Consider the following 18444-nt stretch of genomic DNA (forward strand, 5'->3'; position numbering starts at 1 on the left):
CCGGGAAGGAAGAGGTTAAAGATGAAGAGTAAACGGTTGAATAAGCATATTGCCGGAGCTTTCTCTCTTGGATTGGTATTGAGCCTGAGTTCAGCATCCGTCAGTGCAGACAGTTCCGGCATACAGGGATATGACACTGCGGTGTATTCGGCTCTATCTGGTGATGTCTCCGGGGACAGCCCTGCATATGCCGATCCTGCGGGCAGCAAAGACCAGGTTCTGGCAGACAAAAAGGGATTGGAGCTTGCTGTTTCTATGGCTGAAGAACTGAAAAACGGCGGCCAGTCCTTTTTGGAAGAGGGATGGCTGGCAGTGGACATAGCTTTGGAAAAGGCAAAGGCAGTGCTGGATGACGAAGATGCAACTCAGATAGAGATAAACGAGGCATATACGCAATTGGTGAGTGCCTGTGCGGACTTAATTCCAGGGGTAGAAAAGGAAGGGCTGAAATCTGCCATAGACAGTGCAAGAGAAATCTTAGAAGATGAGGAAACCATCCGGCTTTATACCCAGGAAAGTGTACAGGCGGCAAAGGATGCACTGGCTGAGGCGGAAAGAGTATATAATACAGAATATGCAGTTCCGGATCAGGGGCAGCAGGCTGTAAATGATGCCACATCCAAGCTAATCACTGCAGTTAACAATATGTTAGAGGCAGAGCAGGGCAAGTGGGTACAGGATGAACATGGGTGGAGATATTACAATCAGGATGGAAAGTTTACAGTAAATAACTGGCAGTATATAGATGGAAGCTGGTATTATTTTAATGGAGGAGGATATCGGGTGACAGGCTGGCTCCAGCTGGGAAATACCTGGTACTATCTGTATAAAGACGGTACTATGGCAACGGGCTGGCTGCTGGAAGGAAAGACCTGGTATTACTTAAAGGACAGCGGCGTAATGGCGACGGGCTGGGTGTTAGACGGCAATACCTGGTACTATCTGAAAGGCAGCGGAGCGATGGCAACAGGCTGGATTCAGTTAGGGAATACCTGGTATTATCTAAAAGGAAATGGAGCCATGGCAACGGGCTGGCTGCATTATGCAAATACCTGGTATTACCTGAAGGCCAGCGGAGCGATGGCGACGGGCTGGGTGTTAGACGGCAATACCTGGTACTATCTGAAAGGCAGCGGAGCGATGGCAACAGGCTGGATTCAGCTGGGAAGTACCTGGTATTATCTGAAAGGCAGCGGAGCGATGGCGACAGGCTGGATTCAGCTGGGAAGTACCTGGTATTATCTGAAGGCCAGCGGAGCGATGGCGACAGGCTGGGTGTTAGACGGAAAAACCTGGTACTACCTGAAAAGCAGCGGAGCAATGGCAACAGATTGGTTATTGGATGGAAATACCTGGTATTATCTAAAAGGAAACGGAGCGATGGCAACGGGTTGGATAAAAGTCAGAGGTGTCTGGTACTATTGCAGCTCCAGCGGAGCCATGCAGACGGGCTGGCTGCTGGACGGAAAGACTTGGTACTACCTGAAAGACAACGGGGCTATGGCTGCCAACACATGGATAGGAAGATACTATGTAAACGGTTCCGGTGCCTGGGTAAAAACAAGATAAATTTGTAAAAACAGAATCATTATAATAAAACAGGAGATTACCCGACTGAAATCGGTGAATCTCCTGTTTTGCTGCAGAGAAAAAATGACTTATCAGTATGCATATGGTAAAATACAGACAGAATATGCAAATTATTGTGAGAAAGGAAGAACAAAAATATGGAAGTATTTTACCGCCTCTGCGTCAGTGTGTCCATTGGAGTTATCGTAGGCTTTCTGGTGGGAGGCATTAAGTTTTCTTTAAGAAAAAAGTATACCGATAAACAGATTCAGAAAAACCTCAGAGTAATGAATAAGATATCCTTTGTACTAAAATACAGCACCCTTCTTCTGCTGGTGCTGGGGTTTATCTGGTGTGTTTACTATTTGGTATTAGGAGCCACGGACCGGGGGCAGGCTGACTATGCCAATAATATGTCAGAGAATATTGTGGCTGTCCTGACCGTAATATCAATTATCTTTGCATTTTTTGAGTTTTTGAGACATACAGGAGATAAATAGAGGAAATTCACCCCTCCAGGTATCTCCTTTTACGGATGACAGGATACTGTGCAATCAGTTTTTGATAACAATCGCAGGACTCCTCATGATCATTTATCATCCCGCAGGCCTGAAGATGAGAATATACAGTAACAGAACCGAGATACTTGAATCCCCGTTTTTTCAGATCTTTGCTGATGAGATCGGAAAGTCCGTTCCTGGCAGGGATGTTTCCTTTCTGATGTCCTGCATAAAGTATGGTCTTCCCTTTGGAATAATCCCACAGATACCGGCTGAAGCTGCCGAACTCGTCCTGTATTTTCAGGAAACACCGGGCATTGTGGATGACAGCTTCTATTTTACGGCGTGATTTTATCATTCCTTCGGTATTCATAATACGTTCTATATCTGCTTCTGCAAAACCGGCGACCGCATGATAGTCAAAACCGGCGAAGCACTGCCTGAAGATTTCCCGTTTCCGGATCATCATATTCCAGTTCAGCCCGCACTGCATGACTTCCATCATTAAGAACTCAAACTGCTTCTGGTCATCATGTACGGGAATCCCCCACTCCTGGTCGTGGTACTGGATCATTGGCTCATTGATGAGACACCATGGACAACGTTTCATATCGTATATTTTATTCCTTTCCTATTGCTGTGCCCCTGTATCTGGCTGGGAAAGAATAAGGATTATTATATTCTCCGTGAATATACCGTATTCTTCTGATTACTTATAAGCAAAATGATACCCTCAAAGATATATTCCGTCAAGTTTATTCTCAGGGACTTACTGGAGTGATGCCAAAGGCTCAGGACACAGACATAATAGATATTATTGTTATTTCATATATAAAAAAGAGGAAAACAACCCGGTGTATGGTATAATTTTATAAAGGTAAAGAGCAGTGTTACCCATAGAATTTACTTTAAGGAGGAAATGAATATGTATTATTCTACGAATTACGATTCTCCCCTGGGACAGATTACTTTGGCAAGTGATGGAGAGCATCTTGTGGGTGTGTGGATAGAAGGCCAGAAATATTTTTGCGGCTCAGTAAAAGAAGAGCTGCTCCCCAAAGACGATCTCCCGGAGTTTGAAGCCGCAATAAACTGGCTGAACCGATACTTTGCCGGGGAAAAACCAAAGATAGATGAGCTGCCCCTGGCGCCTATAGGCGGTGAGTTCAGACAGGAGGTATGGAAACTGCTCTGCGAGATTCCTTACGGAGAAGTGACCACGTACGGGGAAATCGCAAGGAAAGCAGCAGAGAAGCTGGGCAAACAGAAGATGTCCGCCCAGGCAGTGGGAGGGGCGGTGGGACATAACCCGATCTCTATTATCATCCCATGCCACCGTGTAGTGGGGGCAAATGGAAGTCTCACCGGCTATGGGGGAGGCATTCAGAAAAAGGTGTGGCTTTTGTCCCATGAGGGGGCAGATATGAAAAAGTTTACTATTCCCACCAAAGGCACTGCTTTGTGACAGGTACAGCAGTTTAGGAGCGGAAACCGGCAGGTTTCCGCTCCTATTTGCTATAAAAAATGGAAAATTTCCTGCAAATATAAGATTTTTTTAAATATTAACAGGAATTATTCCATTCATGCAGCACAAAGACAATTGACAAGTGAAATGTCATGACATTATAATGAAGTAACAAAAGATGCGATGTGCAGATTAGCGAAAGGAGAATAAAATGAATACATGGTTCTCAGAGTGGAAGCATTCAATCCGGGGGAGGCTGCTGGCGCATTTTACCGTTCTTTTCCTGCTGGTCATTGGCAGCATGGTGGTTTTTTACCACATCTCTATTAATATCACCTATGATACGGCCACGGAATCTGTGAAGAATACCATACGCCAGGTGAATACAGATACCAACCGGGTTTTGAGCAATGCGCTGGACCAGGCCAAGCAGGTGGCCAGAGACGCAGAGATACAGGCAACCCTGCGAAAGCCCCTGCCGGAAACAGAGCAGACCCTGTATAAGCAGAGGGTCCAGTACAACTATATCCTTTATGACAGAAACCGCTTTGTGGATGACATCAACGGCATCTTTGTCCTCGGAGACAACGGCGCCATCTACCGTTCCACCAGGTATGGGCTGCGGGAAAAAGAATTTTTAGACAAGGACTGGTACAAAAAAGTAATGGAGACCGGTGAGGTGTTATGGATGCCTCCACACTTTGGATCGAACATTGTAAATAATCTGGATGACTCTACCATTAGTGTGGTGGTGCCCATTAAAGACCGTGCATCCACCAGAATATTGGGAGTTGTAGTGGTAGACATACTGACGGAAGAGCTGGAGCAGGTGAAGGACAGCGGATTAGTCTTTAAGGGAACTACCTACATACTGGATGAAAAGAATAAAATCATCTACACCAATGCCAATGAGAGCGCAAGGGAGACAGAGGCAATCAGCAGAGCCGTGGCCGAAAGCGCATTGTCTTCAAACTCCTGGACAAAGGATATCCGCATCGACGGGGACAAGTATCTGGTGTCTGTGGCTGAACTCTCAGACAGCGGCTGGAAAGTCATGGGTCTTATCTCTTATGAGGAGATGTATGCAAAAGTCAGAGTGCTGCGCAATTCTATTTTTATCGTAATTGGTGTATTCGCAATTATAGCAATTGCATTCGCGGTGATCGGTTCTAACCAGGTCTCTAAGCCCATCCGGGAGATCCGCACCACCATGAAAGAAGTGGAAAAGGGAAATTTCAGCGTGCGTGTGGAATACGGTGGGAAGGACGAGGTGGGAGAGCTGGTTCACAGTTTCAACCACATGGTACTTAAGATCAATCAGCTGATTGAGCGGGAGCAGGAAAACCAGAAGAAACTGAACCAGGCGGAGTTTAAGGCGCTGCAGTCGCAGATCAACCCGCACTTTCTATACAATACCCTGGATTCCATTATCTGGATGGTCAGGATGAACCGCTTGGAAAAGTTAGAAGAGATGATTACCTCCCTGACTAATTTCCTGCGCATCGGATTAAGCCGGGGGCGCAGCGAGATTACCCTGGAAGAGGAGCTCAAACATGTGGGAAATTATGTGGCAATTCAGAAAATACGCTACGCTAAGCTGCTGAGTTATGAGGTGGACGTGCCGGAGGACTTGAAAAAGTACTATGTTATTAAAATGATTCTCCAGCCCATTGTGGAGAATGCCCTTTATCACGGAATTAAAGAAAAGGGAGTGCCGGGACTCATCCGGGTAAGCATGGAAGCCACAGAAGAAGAAATTTTAATCACAGTCACAGACAATGGCATGGGCATGAAGCCGGAGAAGCTCAGGGAGATAGAGAATATGATGGAGAAGGGGATTGACTTTGATCCCAATGCTTACGGAGTCATCAATGTGCAGAGAAGGATCCAGACAACCTACGGAAGCAGGTACGGACTGCATTTTGAGAGCGAATATACAATGGGGACCCGGGTCTACGTGACACTGCCGAAGAAAGGAGAGGGAGAATTTGCTGAAGGTAATCATAGTTGAGGACGAGGATCTGCTGAGGGATGGGCTGTCAACCTGTGTGAATTGGGAAAAGCTTGGGTGCGAATTGGCAGGCGCTGCTGAGGATGGAATCAAAGCGCTGGCCCTTATGGAAAAGGTTAGTCCGGATGTAGTGATTACAGACATCAAGATGCCCCACATGGACGGGATAGAGCTTTCGGAGCAAATAAGGGAAAAGTATCCCCGGATTAAAATCGTTATCATCAGCGGTTATGATGAATTCGAGTACGCCAGAAGGGCGCTGAAAGCGGGAGTGTCCGAATATATCCTGAAACCTGTGAACCTGGAACAGCTGGACACAGTGATGAAATCCATTACAGAGACCATTTTAGCAGAACGGGAGAAAGAAAGAGAGATCCTGAAACTGAAGGACATGAGCCAGCAGGGATTGGGAACCATACGTCAGACTTTGTTTTCAAAAATCCTTCTGAGGAAGCAGAGTCCGGAAGAGCTTGGGGACCTGGTTTCCCAGATCGGCGAGCATGTAAACGGAAAGTATTATTCGGTGGGCATCCTGGAGCAGCAAAATTTTCCCATCGTATCCATTGACTGCGACTATCTGGAAATCATTGAAATGGACAGGGCCTTTGAACAGATGGTAAACAGGTGTTTACAGGACTATGAGGTGACTGAGGAGGGAAATCATGTGGAGATCCTGCGCTCCAGTAACTGTGAACGGCTATTCTGCATCGTACATAACTCTGCACAGGAAGTCAAGAAAATCATAAAAGACATCAGCAGTCTCTTTGATGTCAAGAGAGATGACATGGAGCATCTGCAGCTGACCTTTGGCTGTGTTTCCAGGGAGCTGACCGGCCTGTACAAATCTTTCCTGAATGCCAGGGGCAGCTGTGAGAAGAAATTTCTGGAGAATTGGTCGCAGATTCTTCATACAGACGGCAAAGCAAGCAGCACCATACAGCATATGAATTATGATGCCCAGGCCCTGTTCTTCGAGGTGAGAAGCGGGACTGGGGAAGGAATTGCAAGCTGCCTGGAGGAGTTCCGGGAAAGTCTTTCCAGGGAGAAGATTGTATCCTATATGCAGATTGTGATGATTGTAAGCAACCTGTATTTTGAGTTAATTAAACTTCCGGAGGAGGTGGGGGCTAACATACAGGATATTATCGGTGATCCTATGGAAGCCTTTCATCGCATTATTGAGAAACGAAAGCGTCACGAGATGATAGAAGAGATAGGGAAAGTCTGTGCACAGATACACGAATATTTTGGCAGTGTCTCCGGCGCAAAAATGCAGGGGGTGTTAAAGCGAATTTTAGAATATATAGATACCCATTACATGGAGGAGGATCTGGCTATGAAGGATGCCGCAGATTATGCCTATATCAGCGTGTCTTATCTAAGTCTTATCTTAAAGAAGGAGATAGGCAAGACATTCATAGAGTATCTGACAGAAGTAAGAATTGAGAAGGCTAAGAATTGCCTGCTCCATACGAATATGAAAAATTATGAAGTGGCAAACGCCTGTGGATATTCAACTCCCGCGTACTTCAGCACGGTTTTTAAAGGCGTCTGCGGGGTAAGCCCATCGGCCTTTCGAAAAGAGAACCAAACCCTTTCATGAATTTTGAAAGAAAATTATGAAATATTGGATTCATCTTTTGTTCACATTTCATTATACTTACCATATCAAAAAATTCCAAGGAGGAAGAGACTATGAGGAAGAAAGCTTTGAGTCTGGTACTAGCAATGACTATGGGGTTAGCCCTTGCTGCATGCGGAGGAGAAAAAGACGAGGCACCTGCTGCCGCTGCCGAGGCGCCGGCAAAAGATGACAAGGAAGCGGCAGAACCCCAGAGCTCCGGTGAAGTTGACATGAGCGTACTGGAGGGCAAGACGATTGGATTCTCACAGTGTGATAATGGAAATAGCTGGAGAATTGCCGAGACTGAATCTATGCAGGCAGCAGCTAAAAAGTATGGTGTAAATCTTATTTACACAGATGCTTCCGCTGACATAGCAAAACAGGCATCGGATATTGAGGATATGGTTGCACAGGGTGCCGACTATTTGATTATTGCACCCCAGGAAGAAGACGGTCTTCAGGCAGCACTTCAGTCTGCTATGGACAAAGATGTTCCGGTTATTCTGGTTGACCGTTCCGTAAACGGAGAAGCAGGACAGTTATACACAAGCCAGATCATGTCCGACTTTGTATGGGAGGCAGAGCAGTGCGCAAAAATTATTTCTGAGACCTTGGGAGGGAAAGGCAATATCGCAATCCTTCAGGGAACACAGGGAGCAACTTCAACAAATGACCGTCAGAAAGGCTTTATGGACGCAATTGAAGGTACCGACTTGAAGGTAGTGGCTGACCAGGTTGCCAACTATGTAATGGATGAGGCTCAGGACGTTATGGCCAATATCCTTCAGGCACAGGGCGATGAGATTGACGCTGTATACTGTCACAATGACGATATGGCCCAGGGCGCAATCGCCGCCATTAAAGCGGCAGGCTATACACCAGGAAAAGACATCTATGTTGTAGGTATTGACGGACCAAAGGCTGCCATGGAATCTATCCTTGCAGGAGAGCAGCTGGCATCCTGTTCCTGTTCCCCTCTGTTCGGCGAGCCGGCATTTGAACTCTGTGCAAAAATTGAAAGCGGACAGAAAGTTGACGCTTCTTATACAAATGAAGATACACTGTATACGAAGGACAATGCCAGTGTAGACGCTGGATTCTAAAGAATGCTAAAAAACAGTATGCTGTTACAAAAGGCAGATACTAAATAGTGTAACGACCATTCTGTCTATATTTCAAAAAAGTATAAATGGAATGGTCGTTTCTATGATTGGAGAGAAGTTATGGCTAGGAATAAGATGTTGTTAGAGATGCGGGGGATCGTAAAGAATTTCCCCGGGGTTCGGGCCCTGAAGGGGGTGGACTTCTCTGTGGCAGAAGGGGAAGTCCACGCACTGATGGGGGAGAACGGTGCCGGGAAATCTACGTTGATTAAGACACTTACCGGGATCTATCAGAGAGACGAGGGGAGCATCACCTTCGACGGAAAAGAGCTTAATCCTAAGACTGCACTGGAAGCGCAGAATGCAGGCATCAGTACAATTTATCAGGAATTAAACCTTGTACCGTTTCAAACAGTGTATGAGAACATGTATCTTGGAAGAGAACCAAGAACCAAAGCAGGGGTCATTGACCGTAAAGCAATGATCACGGGCTGTGAACAGGTGCTGGCGGATTTGGGAATCCATATCAATGTTACCGCCCCCCTTTCTACATATGGCACGGCTGTCCAGCAGATGGTTGCTATTGGCCGGGCAATTTCAGTAAATGCAAAGTTAGTGATTATGGATGAGCCCACTTCTTCCCTGGATACCAAAGAAGTGCGGGTATTGTTTGATATTATAAAGAAATTAAAGGCAAAAAATATTGCCGTTATATTTATAAGCCATCGCCTGGATGAAATTTTTGAAATCTGTGAACATGTGACAATACTCAAGGATGGCGCTCTGTCAGGGGAAGTAGACATCAGGGAGATCGATCAGCTCAGACTGATTAATCTCATGATTGGCAAAGAAGCAAAACAGCTGGAGCGAACCAAGAAGGGATACACCCTTGAGAATGCGGAAACCCTGGTTGAGATGAAGGACATCCGTCAGGGAACCCGACTGAACGGGCTTGGGATTACCATTAAAAAGGGAGAAGTCTTAGGACTGGCCGGACTGCTTGGCTCCGGGCGCACGGAACTCGGAAAAGTGTTATTTGGGGCGACGCAGCCGGATGAAGGAGAAATCTTCTGGATGGGCCAGGAGCAGAAATTTAAAAATCCCAAAGACGCCATAGGACTTGGGATGGGATTCTGCACAGAGGACAGGAAGGTGGAAGGAATTATCCCCCATCTGTCCGTGCGTGAGAATATGACCATTGCCCTTCTTCCTCAGATCAGCAAGATGGGCATTGTATCTGCCGCTAAGCAGAGACAAATCGTAGACGAGTATATCAAGCGCCTGGCAATCAAGACGCCTACACAGAACCAGCCGATCAGGAATTTGAGCGGGGGCAATCAGCAGAAGGTACTCCTGGCAAGATGGCTCTGCATGAATCCTAAGCTGGTGATTATGGATGAACCCACCCGAGGCATTGATGTGGGCGCAAAAGCAGAGATAGAAGCACTGATTCTGGAGCTTGCCTCACAGGGAATCAGCATTCTTATGATTTCCTCTGAGATTGCTGAGCTGGAGCGTAACTGTGACCGGGTAGTAGTTATGCGTGAAGGGCGCAAGCTGGGTGAGCTCATAGGGGATGATATCCATCAGGATAAGGTGATGGAGATTATCGCCAGCGGCGGCGGGGAATTAGAGAACATTGGAGGTGCAGCAAATGAGTAATACAGTCAGAACCAAAGCAGATACAGTTGCAACTTTGAAAAAATACAGTGCTGTCATTCTCCTGTTGGTTTTCCTTGTAATAAATGCAGTGATTACACCCAACTTTTTCAGCATGGGAACAGTCCGTAACATTATTATCCAGTCCTGTACCATTATTCTCACAGGAATGGGCATGACCATGGTCATCTCTACAGGAGGAATTGATATTTCCGTAGGTGCAGTGATGGCCCTGGCAGGCATAGTAACAGTCAAGCTGCTTCCCTATGGGGTGCTGGCGGCCTGTATAGCAGCAATCTTCGTGGGTGCCCTCTCAGGTGCGATTGCCGGCTTTATGGTAGGAAAGCTACGTGTCCAGGCAATGGTAGTGACACTGGCACTGATGATTGGCGTCAGGGGCGTTGCCCAGATATTAAATGATGCCAAGATTATCTATATTTCAGGTGATAATGCAGATTCCTTTAAGATGCTGGGAAGTGCCAGCCTGGGGGGAATCCCCATCCAGATTATTCCCATTGTACTGGCAGTGGCAATCGTATGGTTCGTACTGGAGAAGACCATTCTCGGCCGGCATATTCAGGCAGTAGGAGATAACCCCAGTTCAGCGCAGCTGGCAGGCATTAACTCTACAAGGACACTGATGATTGTTTACATCTCCAGTGCTGTTCTGGCAGCGATTGCCGGTATCTTCGCCACAGCTAAGATCGGTGCTGCTGACGGAAACTCACTGGGACTTCTCTCTGAACTGGATGCCATTGCGGCTGTTGCGGTGGGCGGGACATGCATGTCTGGGGGACGAGCCAAGATCTTTGGAACAGTGATCGGTGCGCTGATCATGCTGCTGATTACCATTACTGTTAACATGAATAATATCACGTATGAATATGCACAGGTATTGAAGGCCTTCATTATTATCTTTGCCGTATATATTCAGCGCGATAAGGCTGCTTAAGGAGGGGTTGAAATGAATAAAGCAAAAAGTATATATCAATGGTTCAGTTCAAAGAGCTCCATCGCAGCATTTTTGATTCTCTTTGTATTTTCAAGTATTGCTTTTTCCAGCAGGAGCTTTGCATCTTTTGATTCTATAGCCAATCTGTTCCGGAAAGCGGCCAGCGACGGCGGATTCCTGGCATTGGGGATGACGTTTGTCATTCTGATTGCCCAGATCGATCTGTCTGTAGGCGCAGTTATGGCCCTTGGTGGTGTGATTATGGCAATGTTTGGGGCTCAGAATCCTATCCTGGGTATTGCTCTGGGGCTTTTGGCAGGTATATTCTGCGGATTCTTAAATGGGTTTATGGTAGCGAAGATGAGGATATCCTCCTGGGTGGCAACCCTTGCTACTATGCTGGGGGTCCGGGGTATTGTACTGCTGATGACAAACAAAAAACCGGTGTCTGTCAGCAATGATGCGCTGATCGCTTTGGGGAATACCAAAATTTTAGGGATTAATATTCTGGTGTATTTCCTGGTGATTGCAACTTTGATCTGTATGCACCTGTCCCATAATACAAAGTTTGGCATGGGCATCTATGCCGTGGGCGGCAATGAAGAGGCGGCCAAGATGATGGGGCTTAAGGTAGATAAAATTAAGATTCTATGCTATGTAATGTGTGGATTTTTCGCCGCATTGGCAGGTATGCTGCTGGCTAACAGACTCTATACCGCACAGCCTACTGCGGGTGATACATGGGAGACCACGGCAATTGCCATGTGTGCTCTGGGCGGAATCAAGCTCTCAGGGGGAGAGGGGAAATTCAGCGGGACATTTTTTGGAATTCTGGTAATTGCTACCATCAATACGATATTTAACTTTGCAGGAAACCTGAATTCTTGGTGGCAGAATATCATCATGGGAATCCTGGTACTGATTTCCATTGGTGTTCAGTCGGATGTGCTGAAGATCCGGAAAGGCAAAAAGCATACCTGGAAACAGGAAGAGGCTGCGTAAATCAGAAGAGACTGCAATGAACATAAGAGTAAGGAGGAAGGTTGGATGCTAGCACTAGTGAAATATGGAACAGGACCAAGGGAGACGGAACTTCGGGAAGTTCCAGTCCCGGAAATAGGTGATGATGACATACTTATTGAAGTAAAAGCTGCCGGAATCTGCGGCTCGGATATCGCTTACGATAATGGTGACCATCCCAATCATCTGAATTGTCCTGTTGTCTTAGGGCATGAATTTTCAGGGGTAGTTGCCAAAGCTGGTAAGAATGTAAAGGACTGGAAAGTGGGGGATCGGGTAGTTTCAGATAACACCGGCTATGTGTGCGGGAAATGTTATGCATGCAGCAACGGACAGTTTTTAAGCTGTCCCGACCGCAAAGGGCTGGGCTATGGCATGGACGGCGGGTTTACAGACTATGTGAGAATCGACGGGGAGCTGCTTGCGCGGAATCCCAACACACTCTTTGCCATTCCGGAAAATGTAAGTTTTGACGAGGCGGCAATCCTGGATCCCATATGCAATGCGTATAAAGCAGTGATTCAGGAGGGACGGATTTTGCCCGGCGAGGATATTATCGTGTACGGCGCAGGTCCTTTAGGGTTGTTTGCCATCCAAATTGCCAGGCTTGCCGGATGTGCCAACATCATTGCCGTTGGTCTGGAGGCAGATGAGGAGCGGTTTAAGATCGCTGAGAAGTACGGGGCTAACCACATCATTAAATCAGATAAGCAGGATGTATATGAAGAGATAAAAAGGATTACCAAAGGAGATATGGCAGCGGTTTGTATTGATGCGGCTGGGGCAAATGCGGTTATGAAGCAGGCAGTGCAGATCGTGCGCACCGGAGGCAGAATTGTGCGCATCGGTTATGATAAACGGCCATATGAGCAGACCCTTGATCCCTTTACAGACAGAGGAGTGTCACTGATCGGACATTTTGGCTATGATTATAATTCCTGGAAGAATGTAATGCGGCTGTTAGAACTTGGGAAAGTAGACGTAAAGGGCATGATTTCCCATCATATCAGGCTGGAAGACTGGCGGAAAGGATTTGACCTGGCCAGGAGTAAGAAGGCTATAAAAATCATTATCACCAAGGATGAAAGTGTCCTTTCCCCATTAGAATAGCAGGAAGACCAGAAGGGCAGGAGGTTTATGTGAGCTATATCGATACATATAAGAAGTATTACCAGGCGATTATCCAGGAACATAAAGCCGTATTTGAAAAACTGGATATGGAACAGCTGAAAGGATTTGTGGATTTAATTGTAAAATCCAACAAGATATTTGTCCACGGAGCTGGTCGGGAGGGGATTTCCCTGCGGGGATTCGCCATGCGGCTGGCCCATCTGGGAAAACCCACGTACTGGCTCATGGATGACACCACCATAGGAATGCATGAGGGGGATCTTCTGATCATCTCTGACGGGTTCGGTGATGTGGGGATCCACAGGCGTATTGAGGAGAGGGCTTCCAAGACAGGCGCTAAAGTGGCAATTATTACGGGCCTTCCCGAAGGGGGCAATGTGAAAAACTTTGCAGACTTTGTACTTTTTATCCCGGCTGCCGTCTATATGGGGAAAGACAGGGAGGATCCGGATGCACCCAGGCAGCATGATGTGGTTCCCACCATACAGCCCATGGGTAATCTCTATGAACAGCACTTGTATCTGCTTATGGACATTGCTGCAATCCTGATAAAAGACGAGATGGGTTTGACTTACGATGATATGGAAGCGAACCATAGGAACATAGAATAAGATATCCCCAGGGGAACAGGAGGAGAATGGATGAACCATCAGCTATTTACCAGGTGGGGAAAAAACCTGGACACAGATAAGCCTTTGCAGGAATACCCCCGTCCCCAGATGGTCAGAGACAGTTATCTGAACCTGAATGGCTACTGGGAGTATGCTATAAATTTTGAAAAAAAAGCACCTGTGAAGTACGACGGGAAGATTCTGGTCCCCTTCTCTCCGGAGGCATTTCTTTCAGGCGTGCACAGACAGACCAGGCCGGATGAATACCTTCATTATAAAACGCAGTTTACATTGCCGGAGGGATTTCTCCGAAAACGCGTTTTGCTCCACTTTGGGGCAGTGGACCAGATCTGTGAAGTGTTTTTAAATGGCAGCCCTGTTGGCAGCCATGAGGGGGGCTATCTCCCATTCTGCTTCGATATCACAGAATATCTGGCAAAGGGGGCCAACGAACTGACCCTGACGGTGAGAGATTACTCGGATACCTCCTATCTCTCAAGGGGGAAACAGAAGCTGGGGCGGGGAGGCATGTGGTACACTGCCCAGAGTGGAATCTGGCAGACTGTCTGGATGGAAAGTGTACCAGAATGCTATATCGAACGGGTGAAGCTGGATCCGGATTATGACAATGGATCCATTGGCATAAAAGTGTTCAGTACGGGACGCAGGGGAAGGGACGTGAGGATAAGAATCCTTGACGGTGACTGTGAGGCCGTCTCGGCCTGTATGGCTGCAGATAAGAAAAAAGATATAAAAATAAAAGACTTTAAAAGCTGGTCCCCGGAAACCCCTCATTTATACCATATGGAAATCACTATGGGAGAGGACTGCGTCCGCACTTATTTTGCCATGCGCAAGTTCTCTGTAGGAAGGGATGAAAAGGGGATTCTGCGTTTTATGCTGAATAACAAACCCTATTTCCACAACGGGCTGCTGGATCAGGGATACTGGCCGGACGGTCTGTATACTGCGCCCACAGACCAGGCTCTCCGCTATGACATTGTGAAAATGAAAGAGCTGGGTTTTAACATGATCCGCAAGCACATTAAGGTAGAACCTGCCCGGTGGTATTACCACTGTGACCAGATTGGGATGCTGGTGTGGCAGGATATGGTAAACGGCGGCAGTGATTATCATATGAAGTTTATCTGCTTTATGCCTAATTTCTGGATGCCTTTCGGACGCCTGGTAAAGGACAATAAATACAGGGCATTTGCCCGCAGGGAGAAAGCCGGGAGAGCGCAGTATTACAGAGAACTGAAGGCCGCCATTGCTCATCTGTACAATGTGCCCAGCATCGCTGCCTGGGTACCCTTCAACGAGGGATGGGGACAGTTTGATGCGGCAGAGGCAGCTGCCAGGGTCAGGAAGCTGGATGCCCTGCGGCTGATCGACGAGGCAAGCGGCTGGTTTGACCAGGGCGGCGGAGACATGTACAGTATCCACAATTACTGGAGAAGGCTGAAGGTAAAACCCAAGAAAGACCGGGTGGTGGCGCTCACGGAATACGGGGGATACTCTCAGCGGATAGAAGGTCACAGCTTCTGCAGTGAAGTCTACGGTTACCGGATTTACCAGACAAAACAGGAACTGACCAAAGGTTACAGAGAATTGCTTGAGACTGACATCATAAAGGGAATAAGCAAAGGCTTGTGCGGCACGGTCTACACACAGGTAAGTGATGTGGAGGAAGAGGTGAACGGACTTCTGACCTATGACCGGGACCTGGTAAAAGTGGAGGAAGAGACTGTCAAAAAGCTGAATCAAAAAATCTATGAAGAATTTGAGCGCTGTACCCATACAGGGCAGTGAGGGAGGAAGGGATAGGCATGAGAGAGATTCTGATGGAGGTATACCGCCAGATAAAAGAACATGTGGATCAAGAACTGCTTCCGTTCTGGGAGGAACGGGGCGATGATACCAGGTACGGAGGATACCTGGTATGCTGTGACAGCCAGGGTAAAGTCAATGAGGACGCGGACAAATACATTGTGACGCAGACCAGGATGATCTGGGCCTACTCCGCATATGCCAGAAAATATAAAAAAGAGGAGTATCTGGAGAAGGCCAGACAGGGGGTCCAATTCTTCATCCGGCATTTCTGGGATGCAGAGTTCGGCGGTTGGTTCTGGAAGACTGACTGCAGGGGAGAGGTTTTGGATAAGGGGAAGGTGGTATATGGACAGACCTTTGCCATCTATGCACTGTCGGAGTACACCCTGGCCAGCCAAGACTCTGTAGGACTTGACTATGCCTGCCGCACCTTTGACTTGCTGCAGAAGTTCTGTACGGATACGGCTAACGGCGGATACTACGAGAATCTGGAACAGGATTTTTCCCTGTCGGCGCCAGGATTTGCAGCAGGAGATTTGAAGTCCCTGGATATTCATATGCACACTATGGAGGCTTTTACCACCCTTTACGAATGTTCGGGACAGGAAATCCACAGGAGAAAGCTGGAAGAGGTCATCGATGTAATACTGACTAAGATGGTAAATACCGAGATTGGCTGCGGCTATAATCAGTTCGACATTCATTTTAACCGGAAACCGGCGATCAATATACGGAGGACCTGGAATGCGGAGCGGGAGACGGGGGAAGTGGTGGAGACACCTACAGACACCACCTCCTACGGCCATAACGTGGAACTGGCCTGGCTTTTGAATTATGCGGCGAAGATTCTTGGATATGAGACAGACCACTTCCTCCCTATCACACATAACCTGGTGGAACATGCCTTACGATACGGCTTTGACTATGAACGGGGCGGCGTCTACAGGGACGGACCCCACGAAGGCCAGGCCCTGGTAAAGGACAAGGAGTGGTGGCAGAACTGCGAAGTGCTGGTGGGTTTTTTGGATGCCTATCAGCAGGAGGGTGATACCCGTTATGCCCAGGCATTTGTAAAGACCTGGGAGTTTGACACCGCTTATATGATTAACCATGAGGCTGGGGAGTGGAGGCAGCTGGTGAGATTCGACGGCTCCCCCATAGAGACCCAGCTGGGAAATCCATGGAAAGGGATGTATCATACAGGGCGGGCAATGCTGGAGACGCTGCTGCGCCTGGAGAGCATTCTGCAAATGGATAAGTCCGCAGGGAAAGAGGTGGATGGTATAAAATGACCAGAGAAGAAATAATCAGAAACATCAGGGAGAAGAAAGTAATTGCCATCGTTCGGGGATTTCATCCTAAGCAGTGCATACAGCTGGCAGAAGCTCTGTATGCAGGCGGCATCAATATGATAGAGGTAACTTTTGATCAGTCAGGGCCTGATACCTGGGGGGAAACCGTGGAAGCGATCCAGGCGATTTGGGAAAACTTCGGCGGCAGAGTGCTGCCGGGAGCGGGAACGGTGATGACGGTGGAGCAGGTAAATTTGGCAAAAAAGGCCGGCGCCGGTTATATCATATCACCGGACGCTAACCCGGAGGTCATCCGACATACCCGGGAGGCCGGACTGGTCTCCCTGCCGGGAGCCATGACCCCTACCGAAGCTGCAGGTGCACACCGGGCGGGTGCGGACATGATTAAGCTGTTTCCAATCGCCAACCTGGGGGCTGCCTATCTTAAGGCATTGAAAGCACCCCTCAAGCACATTGATTTCATGGCAGTTGGGGGCGTCTCCCCGGATAATATCCGGGAGTTCATCAAAGCCGGCGCAGTGGGCGCCGGGGTGGGAGGCATGCTGACCAGAAGGGAACTTGTGGAGGCAGGTGAGTTTACAAAAATAACAGCTTTGGCACGGCGCTATGTGGAAAATGCAAACGGTGTAATTTAGAGTGAGCATAGGAAGGGAAAGGGGGAGGCTAAAATGCCAAAGATGATTCATACGGTGGGCGGTCTGCTGTCGGTGGATGAGTTGGGGACAACACTGATGCACGAGCATATCCTGCAGGCCAATTGGTCCATGCGTATGTCCTTTAAAGATTGGTTTGACTACGATTCCTTCATAGAATGGGCATCCGAAGATGTAAAGCGTACCAGAGAAATCGGAGTGGAGACCCTGGTGGAACAGACCCCGGTGTGCCTGGGGCGGGACATCCATGCAATCAGGGATGTGGCAGAGAAAACCGGGATGCAGATCATAGCCAGTACTGGATTTTTCTATTCAGAAAACCAGTGGATGTTCCTGCGCTCAGAGGACAACTTTGTAAAATGGCTGATGAAAGACATAGAAGAGGGAATACAGGATACAGCTATTAAGCCGGGATTGATTAAGTGCGGTACTGATACTCCGGGGGTAACCGACCTGAACCGAATCCTGCTGAGAGCCCATGCAAAGGCGTCGAAACTCAGCGGTCTGCCCATAGCGACCCACAGCTGGTATCAGAATCGAAGCGGAATCAGCCAGATGCAGATTTTTGAGAAAGAGGGGCTGAATCCCAGAAAGGTGCTCATCGGACACTGCGGGGATACCAACGACCTCTTTTATCTGGAAGAACTGCTGCGAATGGGATGCTGGATTGGGCTTGACCGTTTCGGAGATGACGCCAAGAATCCGCTGGAGGAACGGGTAAATACCCTGGCAGAGCTGTGTGACCGGGGCTGGATTGGACAGCTCATGATTTCCCACGATTATGTAAGCTTTGTGGATCTGGGAACTTTTGAGTGGGAGACAAAGCGGCGTCAGGATCCGGATGACGCCAAATACAACAGCCGTTATATTCACCGATACGTCCTGCCAATGCTAAGGGAGCGGGGATTCGGGGATCGTGAAATTCATCAGCTTATGAGGGAGAATCCCAGAGCCTATTTTGCAGAAGATTAGATTTCCAAACATGCACAAGGGAGGAAGT

16 protein-coding genes are annotated in these 18444 nt (G+C 47.8%); 15 read left to right on the top strand and 1 reads right to left on the bottom strand.

The window, feature by feature from the left end; translation table 11 throughout:
• Positions 1 to 21 precede the first annotated feature (21 nt).
• Complete coding sequence (locus ACGHCT_RS00825) at positions 22 to 1569, top strand: hypothetical protein (protein WP_390437640.1); 1548 nt, start codon at positions 22 to 24, stop codon at positions 1567 to 1569.
• 158 nt (positions 1570 to 1727) lie between these two features.
• Positions 1728 to 2069, top strand: coding sequence for a transporter (locus tag ACGHCT_RS00830; RefSeq protein ID WP_390437642.1), 342 nt, complete (start codon positions 1728 to 1730; stop codon positions 2067 to 2069).
• Positions 2070 to 2076: 7 nt separating this feature from the next.
• Here ACGHCT_RS00830 and ACGHCT_RS00835 read toward each other — a convergent pair whose 3' ends face one another.
• Positions 2077 to 2679, bottom strand: a complete 603-nt coding sequence (locus ACGHCT_RS00835) for a DNA-3-methyladenine glycosylase I (protein WP_390437644.1) — start codon at positions 2677 to 2679, stop codon at positions 2077 to 2079.
• A gap of 315 nt (positions 2680 to 2994) precedes the next feature.
• On the opposite strand from ACGHCT_RS00835, the gene ACGHCT_RS00840 reads away from it, so the two are divergent.
• The 13 genes from ACGHCT_RS00840 to ACGHCT_RS00900 all read left to right on the top strand — a co-directional run bounded on the left by ACGHCT_RS00840 (position 2995) and on the right by ACGHCT_RS00900 (position 18416).
• On the top strand, positions 2995 to 3534 hold the full coding sequence (locus tag ACGHCT_RS00840; protein ID WP_390437645.1) for a methylated-DNA--[protein]-cysteine S-methyltransferase: 540 nt from the start codon (positions 2995 to 2997) through the stop codon (positions 3532 to 3534).
• A gap of 211 nt (positions 3535 to 3745) precedes the next feature.
• Positions 3746 to 5545, top strand: coding sequence for a sensor histidine kinase (locus tag ACGHCT_RS00845; protein WP_154257494.1), 1800 nt, complete (start codon positions 3746 to 3748; stop codon positions 5543 to 5545).
• Positions 5523 to 7148 (top strand): response regulator, encoded by a 1626-nt coding sequence (locus ACGHCT_RS00850; protein ID WP_226902518.1) that lies wholly within the window; start codon positions 5523 to 5525, stop codon positions 7146 to 7148. Before ACGHCT_RS00845 ends, ACGHCT_RS00850 begins: the two co-directional genes overlap by 23 nt.
• Before the next feature lie 92 nt (positions 7149 to 7240).
• Positions 7241 to 8272: an ABC transporter substrate-binding protein gene (locus ACGHCT_RS00855; protein WP_154257496.1), complete on the top strand. Its 1032-nt coding sequence runs from the start codon at positions 7241 to 7243 to the stop codon at positions 8270 to 8272.
• Between the two features lie 120 nt (positions 8273 to 8392).
• Positions 8393 to 9934: a sugar ABC transporter ATP-binding protein gene (locus ACGHCT_RS00860; protein WP_154257497.1), complete on the top strand. Its 1542-nt coding sequence runs from the start codon at positions 8393 to 8395 to the stop codon at positions 9932 to 9934.
• Entirely contained in the window at positions 9927 to 10883 is a 957-nt protein-coding gene (locus ACGHCT_RS00865) for an ABC transporter permease (protein WP_154257498.1), read from the top strand. The genes ACGHCT_RS00860 and ACGHCT_RS00865 overlap by 8 nt, the downstream gene beginning before the upstream one ends.
• Before the next feature lie 12 nt (positions 10884 to 10895).
• Positions 10896 to 11885: an ABC transporter permease gene (locus ACGHCT_RS00870; protein WP_154257499.1), complete on the top strand. Its 990-nt coding sequence runs from the start codon at positions 10896 to 10898 to the stop codon at positions 11883 to 11885.
• 45 nt (positions 11886 to 11930) lie between these two features.
• A complete protein-coding gene (locus ACGHCT_RS00875) occupies positions 11931 to 13013 on the top strand; it encodes a zinc-binding dehydrogenase (protein ID WP_256281002.1) in 1083 nt (360 codons plus the stop codon).
• A 29-nt stretch (positions 13014 to 13042) separates the two neighbouring features.
• Positions 13043 to 13645 carry a hypothetical protein gene (locus tag ACGHCT_RS00880; protein ID WP_390437650.1) on the top strand — a complete coding sequence of 201 codons (603 nt, stop codon included), beginning with the start codon at positions 13043 to 13045 and terminating at the stop codon, positions 13643 to 13645.
• Positions 13646 to 13675: 30 nt separating this feature from the next.
• Complete coding sequence (locus ACGHCT_RS00885) at positions 13676 to 15457, top strand: glycoside hydrolase family 2 protein (RefSeq protein ID WP_256281000.1); 1782 nt, start codon at positions 13676 to 13678, stop codon at positions 15455 to 15457.
• Between the two features lie 17 nt (positions 15458 to 15474).
• Positions 15475 to 16770 carry an AGE family epimerase/isomerase gene (locus tag ACGHCT_RS00890; RefSeq protein WP_390437653.1) on the top strand — a complete coding sequence of 432 codons (1296 nt, stop codon included), beginning with the start codon at positions 15475 to 15477 and terminating at the stop codon, positions 16768 to 16770.
• On the top strand, positions 16767 to 17426 hold the full coding sequence (locus ACGHCT_RS00895) for a bifunctional 4-hydroxy-2-oxoglutarate aldolase/2-dehydro-3-deoxy-phosphogluconate aldolase (protein WP_256280997.1): 660 nt from the start codon (positions 16767 to 16769) through the stop codon (positions 17424 to 17426). Before ACGHCT_RS00890 ends, ACGHCT_RS00895 begins: the two co-directional genes overlap by 4 nt.
• A gap of 33 nt (positions 17427 to 17459) precedes the next feature.
• Positions 17460 to 18416 (top strand): phosphotriesterase, encoded by a 957-nt coding sequence (locus ACGHCT_RS00900; RefSeq protein ID WP_390437655.1) that lies wholly within the window; start codon positions 17460 to 17462, stop codon positions 18414 to 18416.
• Positions 18417 to 18444 lie beyond the last annotated feature (28 nt).

It is taken from the genome of Lactonifactor longoviformis (assembly GCF_042848515.1).
GTDB lineage: Bacteria > Bacillota > Clostridia > Lachnospirales > Lachnospiraceae > Lactonifactor > Lactonifactor longoviformis.

What these genes read in the sequence shown, in the direction of transcription:
- ACGHCT_RS00900 (WP_390437655.1), top strand. Translation starts at nt 17,460, where the DNA reads ATGCCAAAGATGATTCATACGGTGGGCGGTCTGCTGTCGGTGGATGAG.
- ACGHCT_RS00840 (WP_390437645.1), top strand. Translation starts at nt 2,995, where the DNA reads ATGTATTATTCTACGAATTACGATTCTCCCCTGGGACAGATTACTTTG.
- ACGHCT_RS00885 (WP_256281000.1), top strand. Translation starts at nt 13,676, where the DNA reads ATGAACCATCAGCTATTTACCAGGTGGGGAAAAAACCTGGACACAGAT.
- ACGHCT_RS00845 (WP_154257494.1), top strand. Translation starts at nt 3,746, where the DNA reads ATGAATACATGGTTCTCAGAGTGGAAGCATTCAATCCGGGGGAGGCTG.
- ACGHCT_RS00830 (WP_390437642.1), top strand. Translation starts at nt 1,728, where the DNA reads ATGGAAGTATTTTACCGCCTCTGCGTCAGTGTGTCCATTGGAGTTATC.
- ACGHCT_RS00895 (WP_256280997.1), top strand. Translation starts at nt 16,767, where the DNA reads ATGACCAGAGAAGAAATAATCAGAAACATCAGGGAGAAGAAAGTAATT.
- ACGHCT_RS00870 (WP_154257499.1), top strand. Translation starts at nt 10,896, where the DNA reads ATGAATAAAGCAAAAAGTATATATCAATGGTTCAGTTCAAAGAGCTCC.
- ACGHCT_RS00890 (WP_390437653.1), top strand. Translation starts at nt 15,475, where the DNA reads ATGAGAGAGATTCTGATGGAGGTATACCGCCAGATAAAAGAACATGTG.
- ACGHCT_RS00875 (WP_256281002.1), top strand. Translation starts at nt 11,931, where the DNA reads ATGCTAGCACTAGTGAAATATGGAACAGGACCAAGGGAGACGGAACTT.
- ACGHCT_RS00865 (WP_154257498.1), top strand. Translation starts at nt 9,927, where the DNA reads ATGAGTAATACAGTCAGAACCAAAGCAGATACAGTTGCAACTTTGAAA.
- ACGHCT_RS00835 (WP_390437644.1), bottom strand. Translation starts at nt 2,679, where the DNA reads ATGAAACGTTGTCCATGGTGTCTCATCAATGAGCCAATGATCCAGTAC.
- ACGHCT_RS00860 (WP_154257497.1), top strand. Translation starts at nt 8,393, where the DNA reads ATGGCTAGGAATAAGATGTTGTTAGAGATGCGGGGGATCGTAAAGAAT.
- ACGHCT_RS00825 (WP_390437640.1), top strand. Translation starts at nt 22, where the DNA reads ATGAAGAGTAAACGGTTGAATAAGCATATTGCCGGAGCTTTCTCTCTT.
- ACGHCT_RS00855 (WP_154257496.1), top strand. Translation starts at nt 7,241, where the DNA reads ATGAGGAAGAAAGCTTTGAGTCTGGTACTAGCAATGACTATGGGGTTA.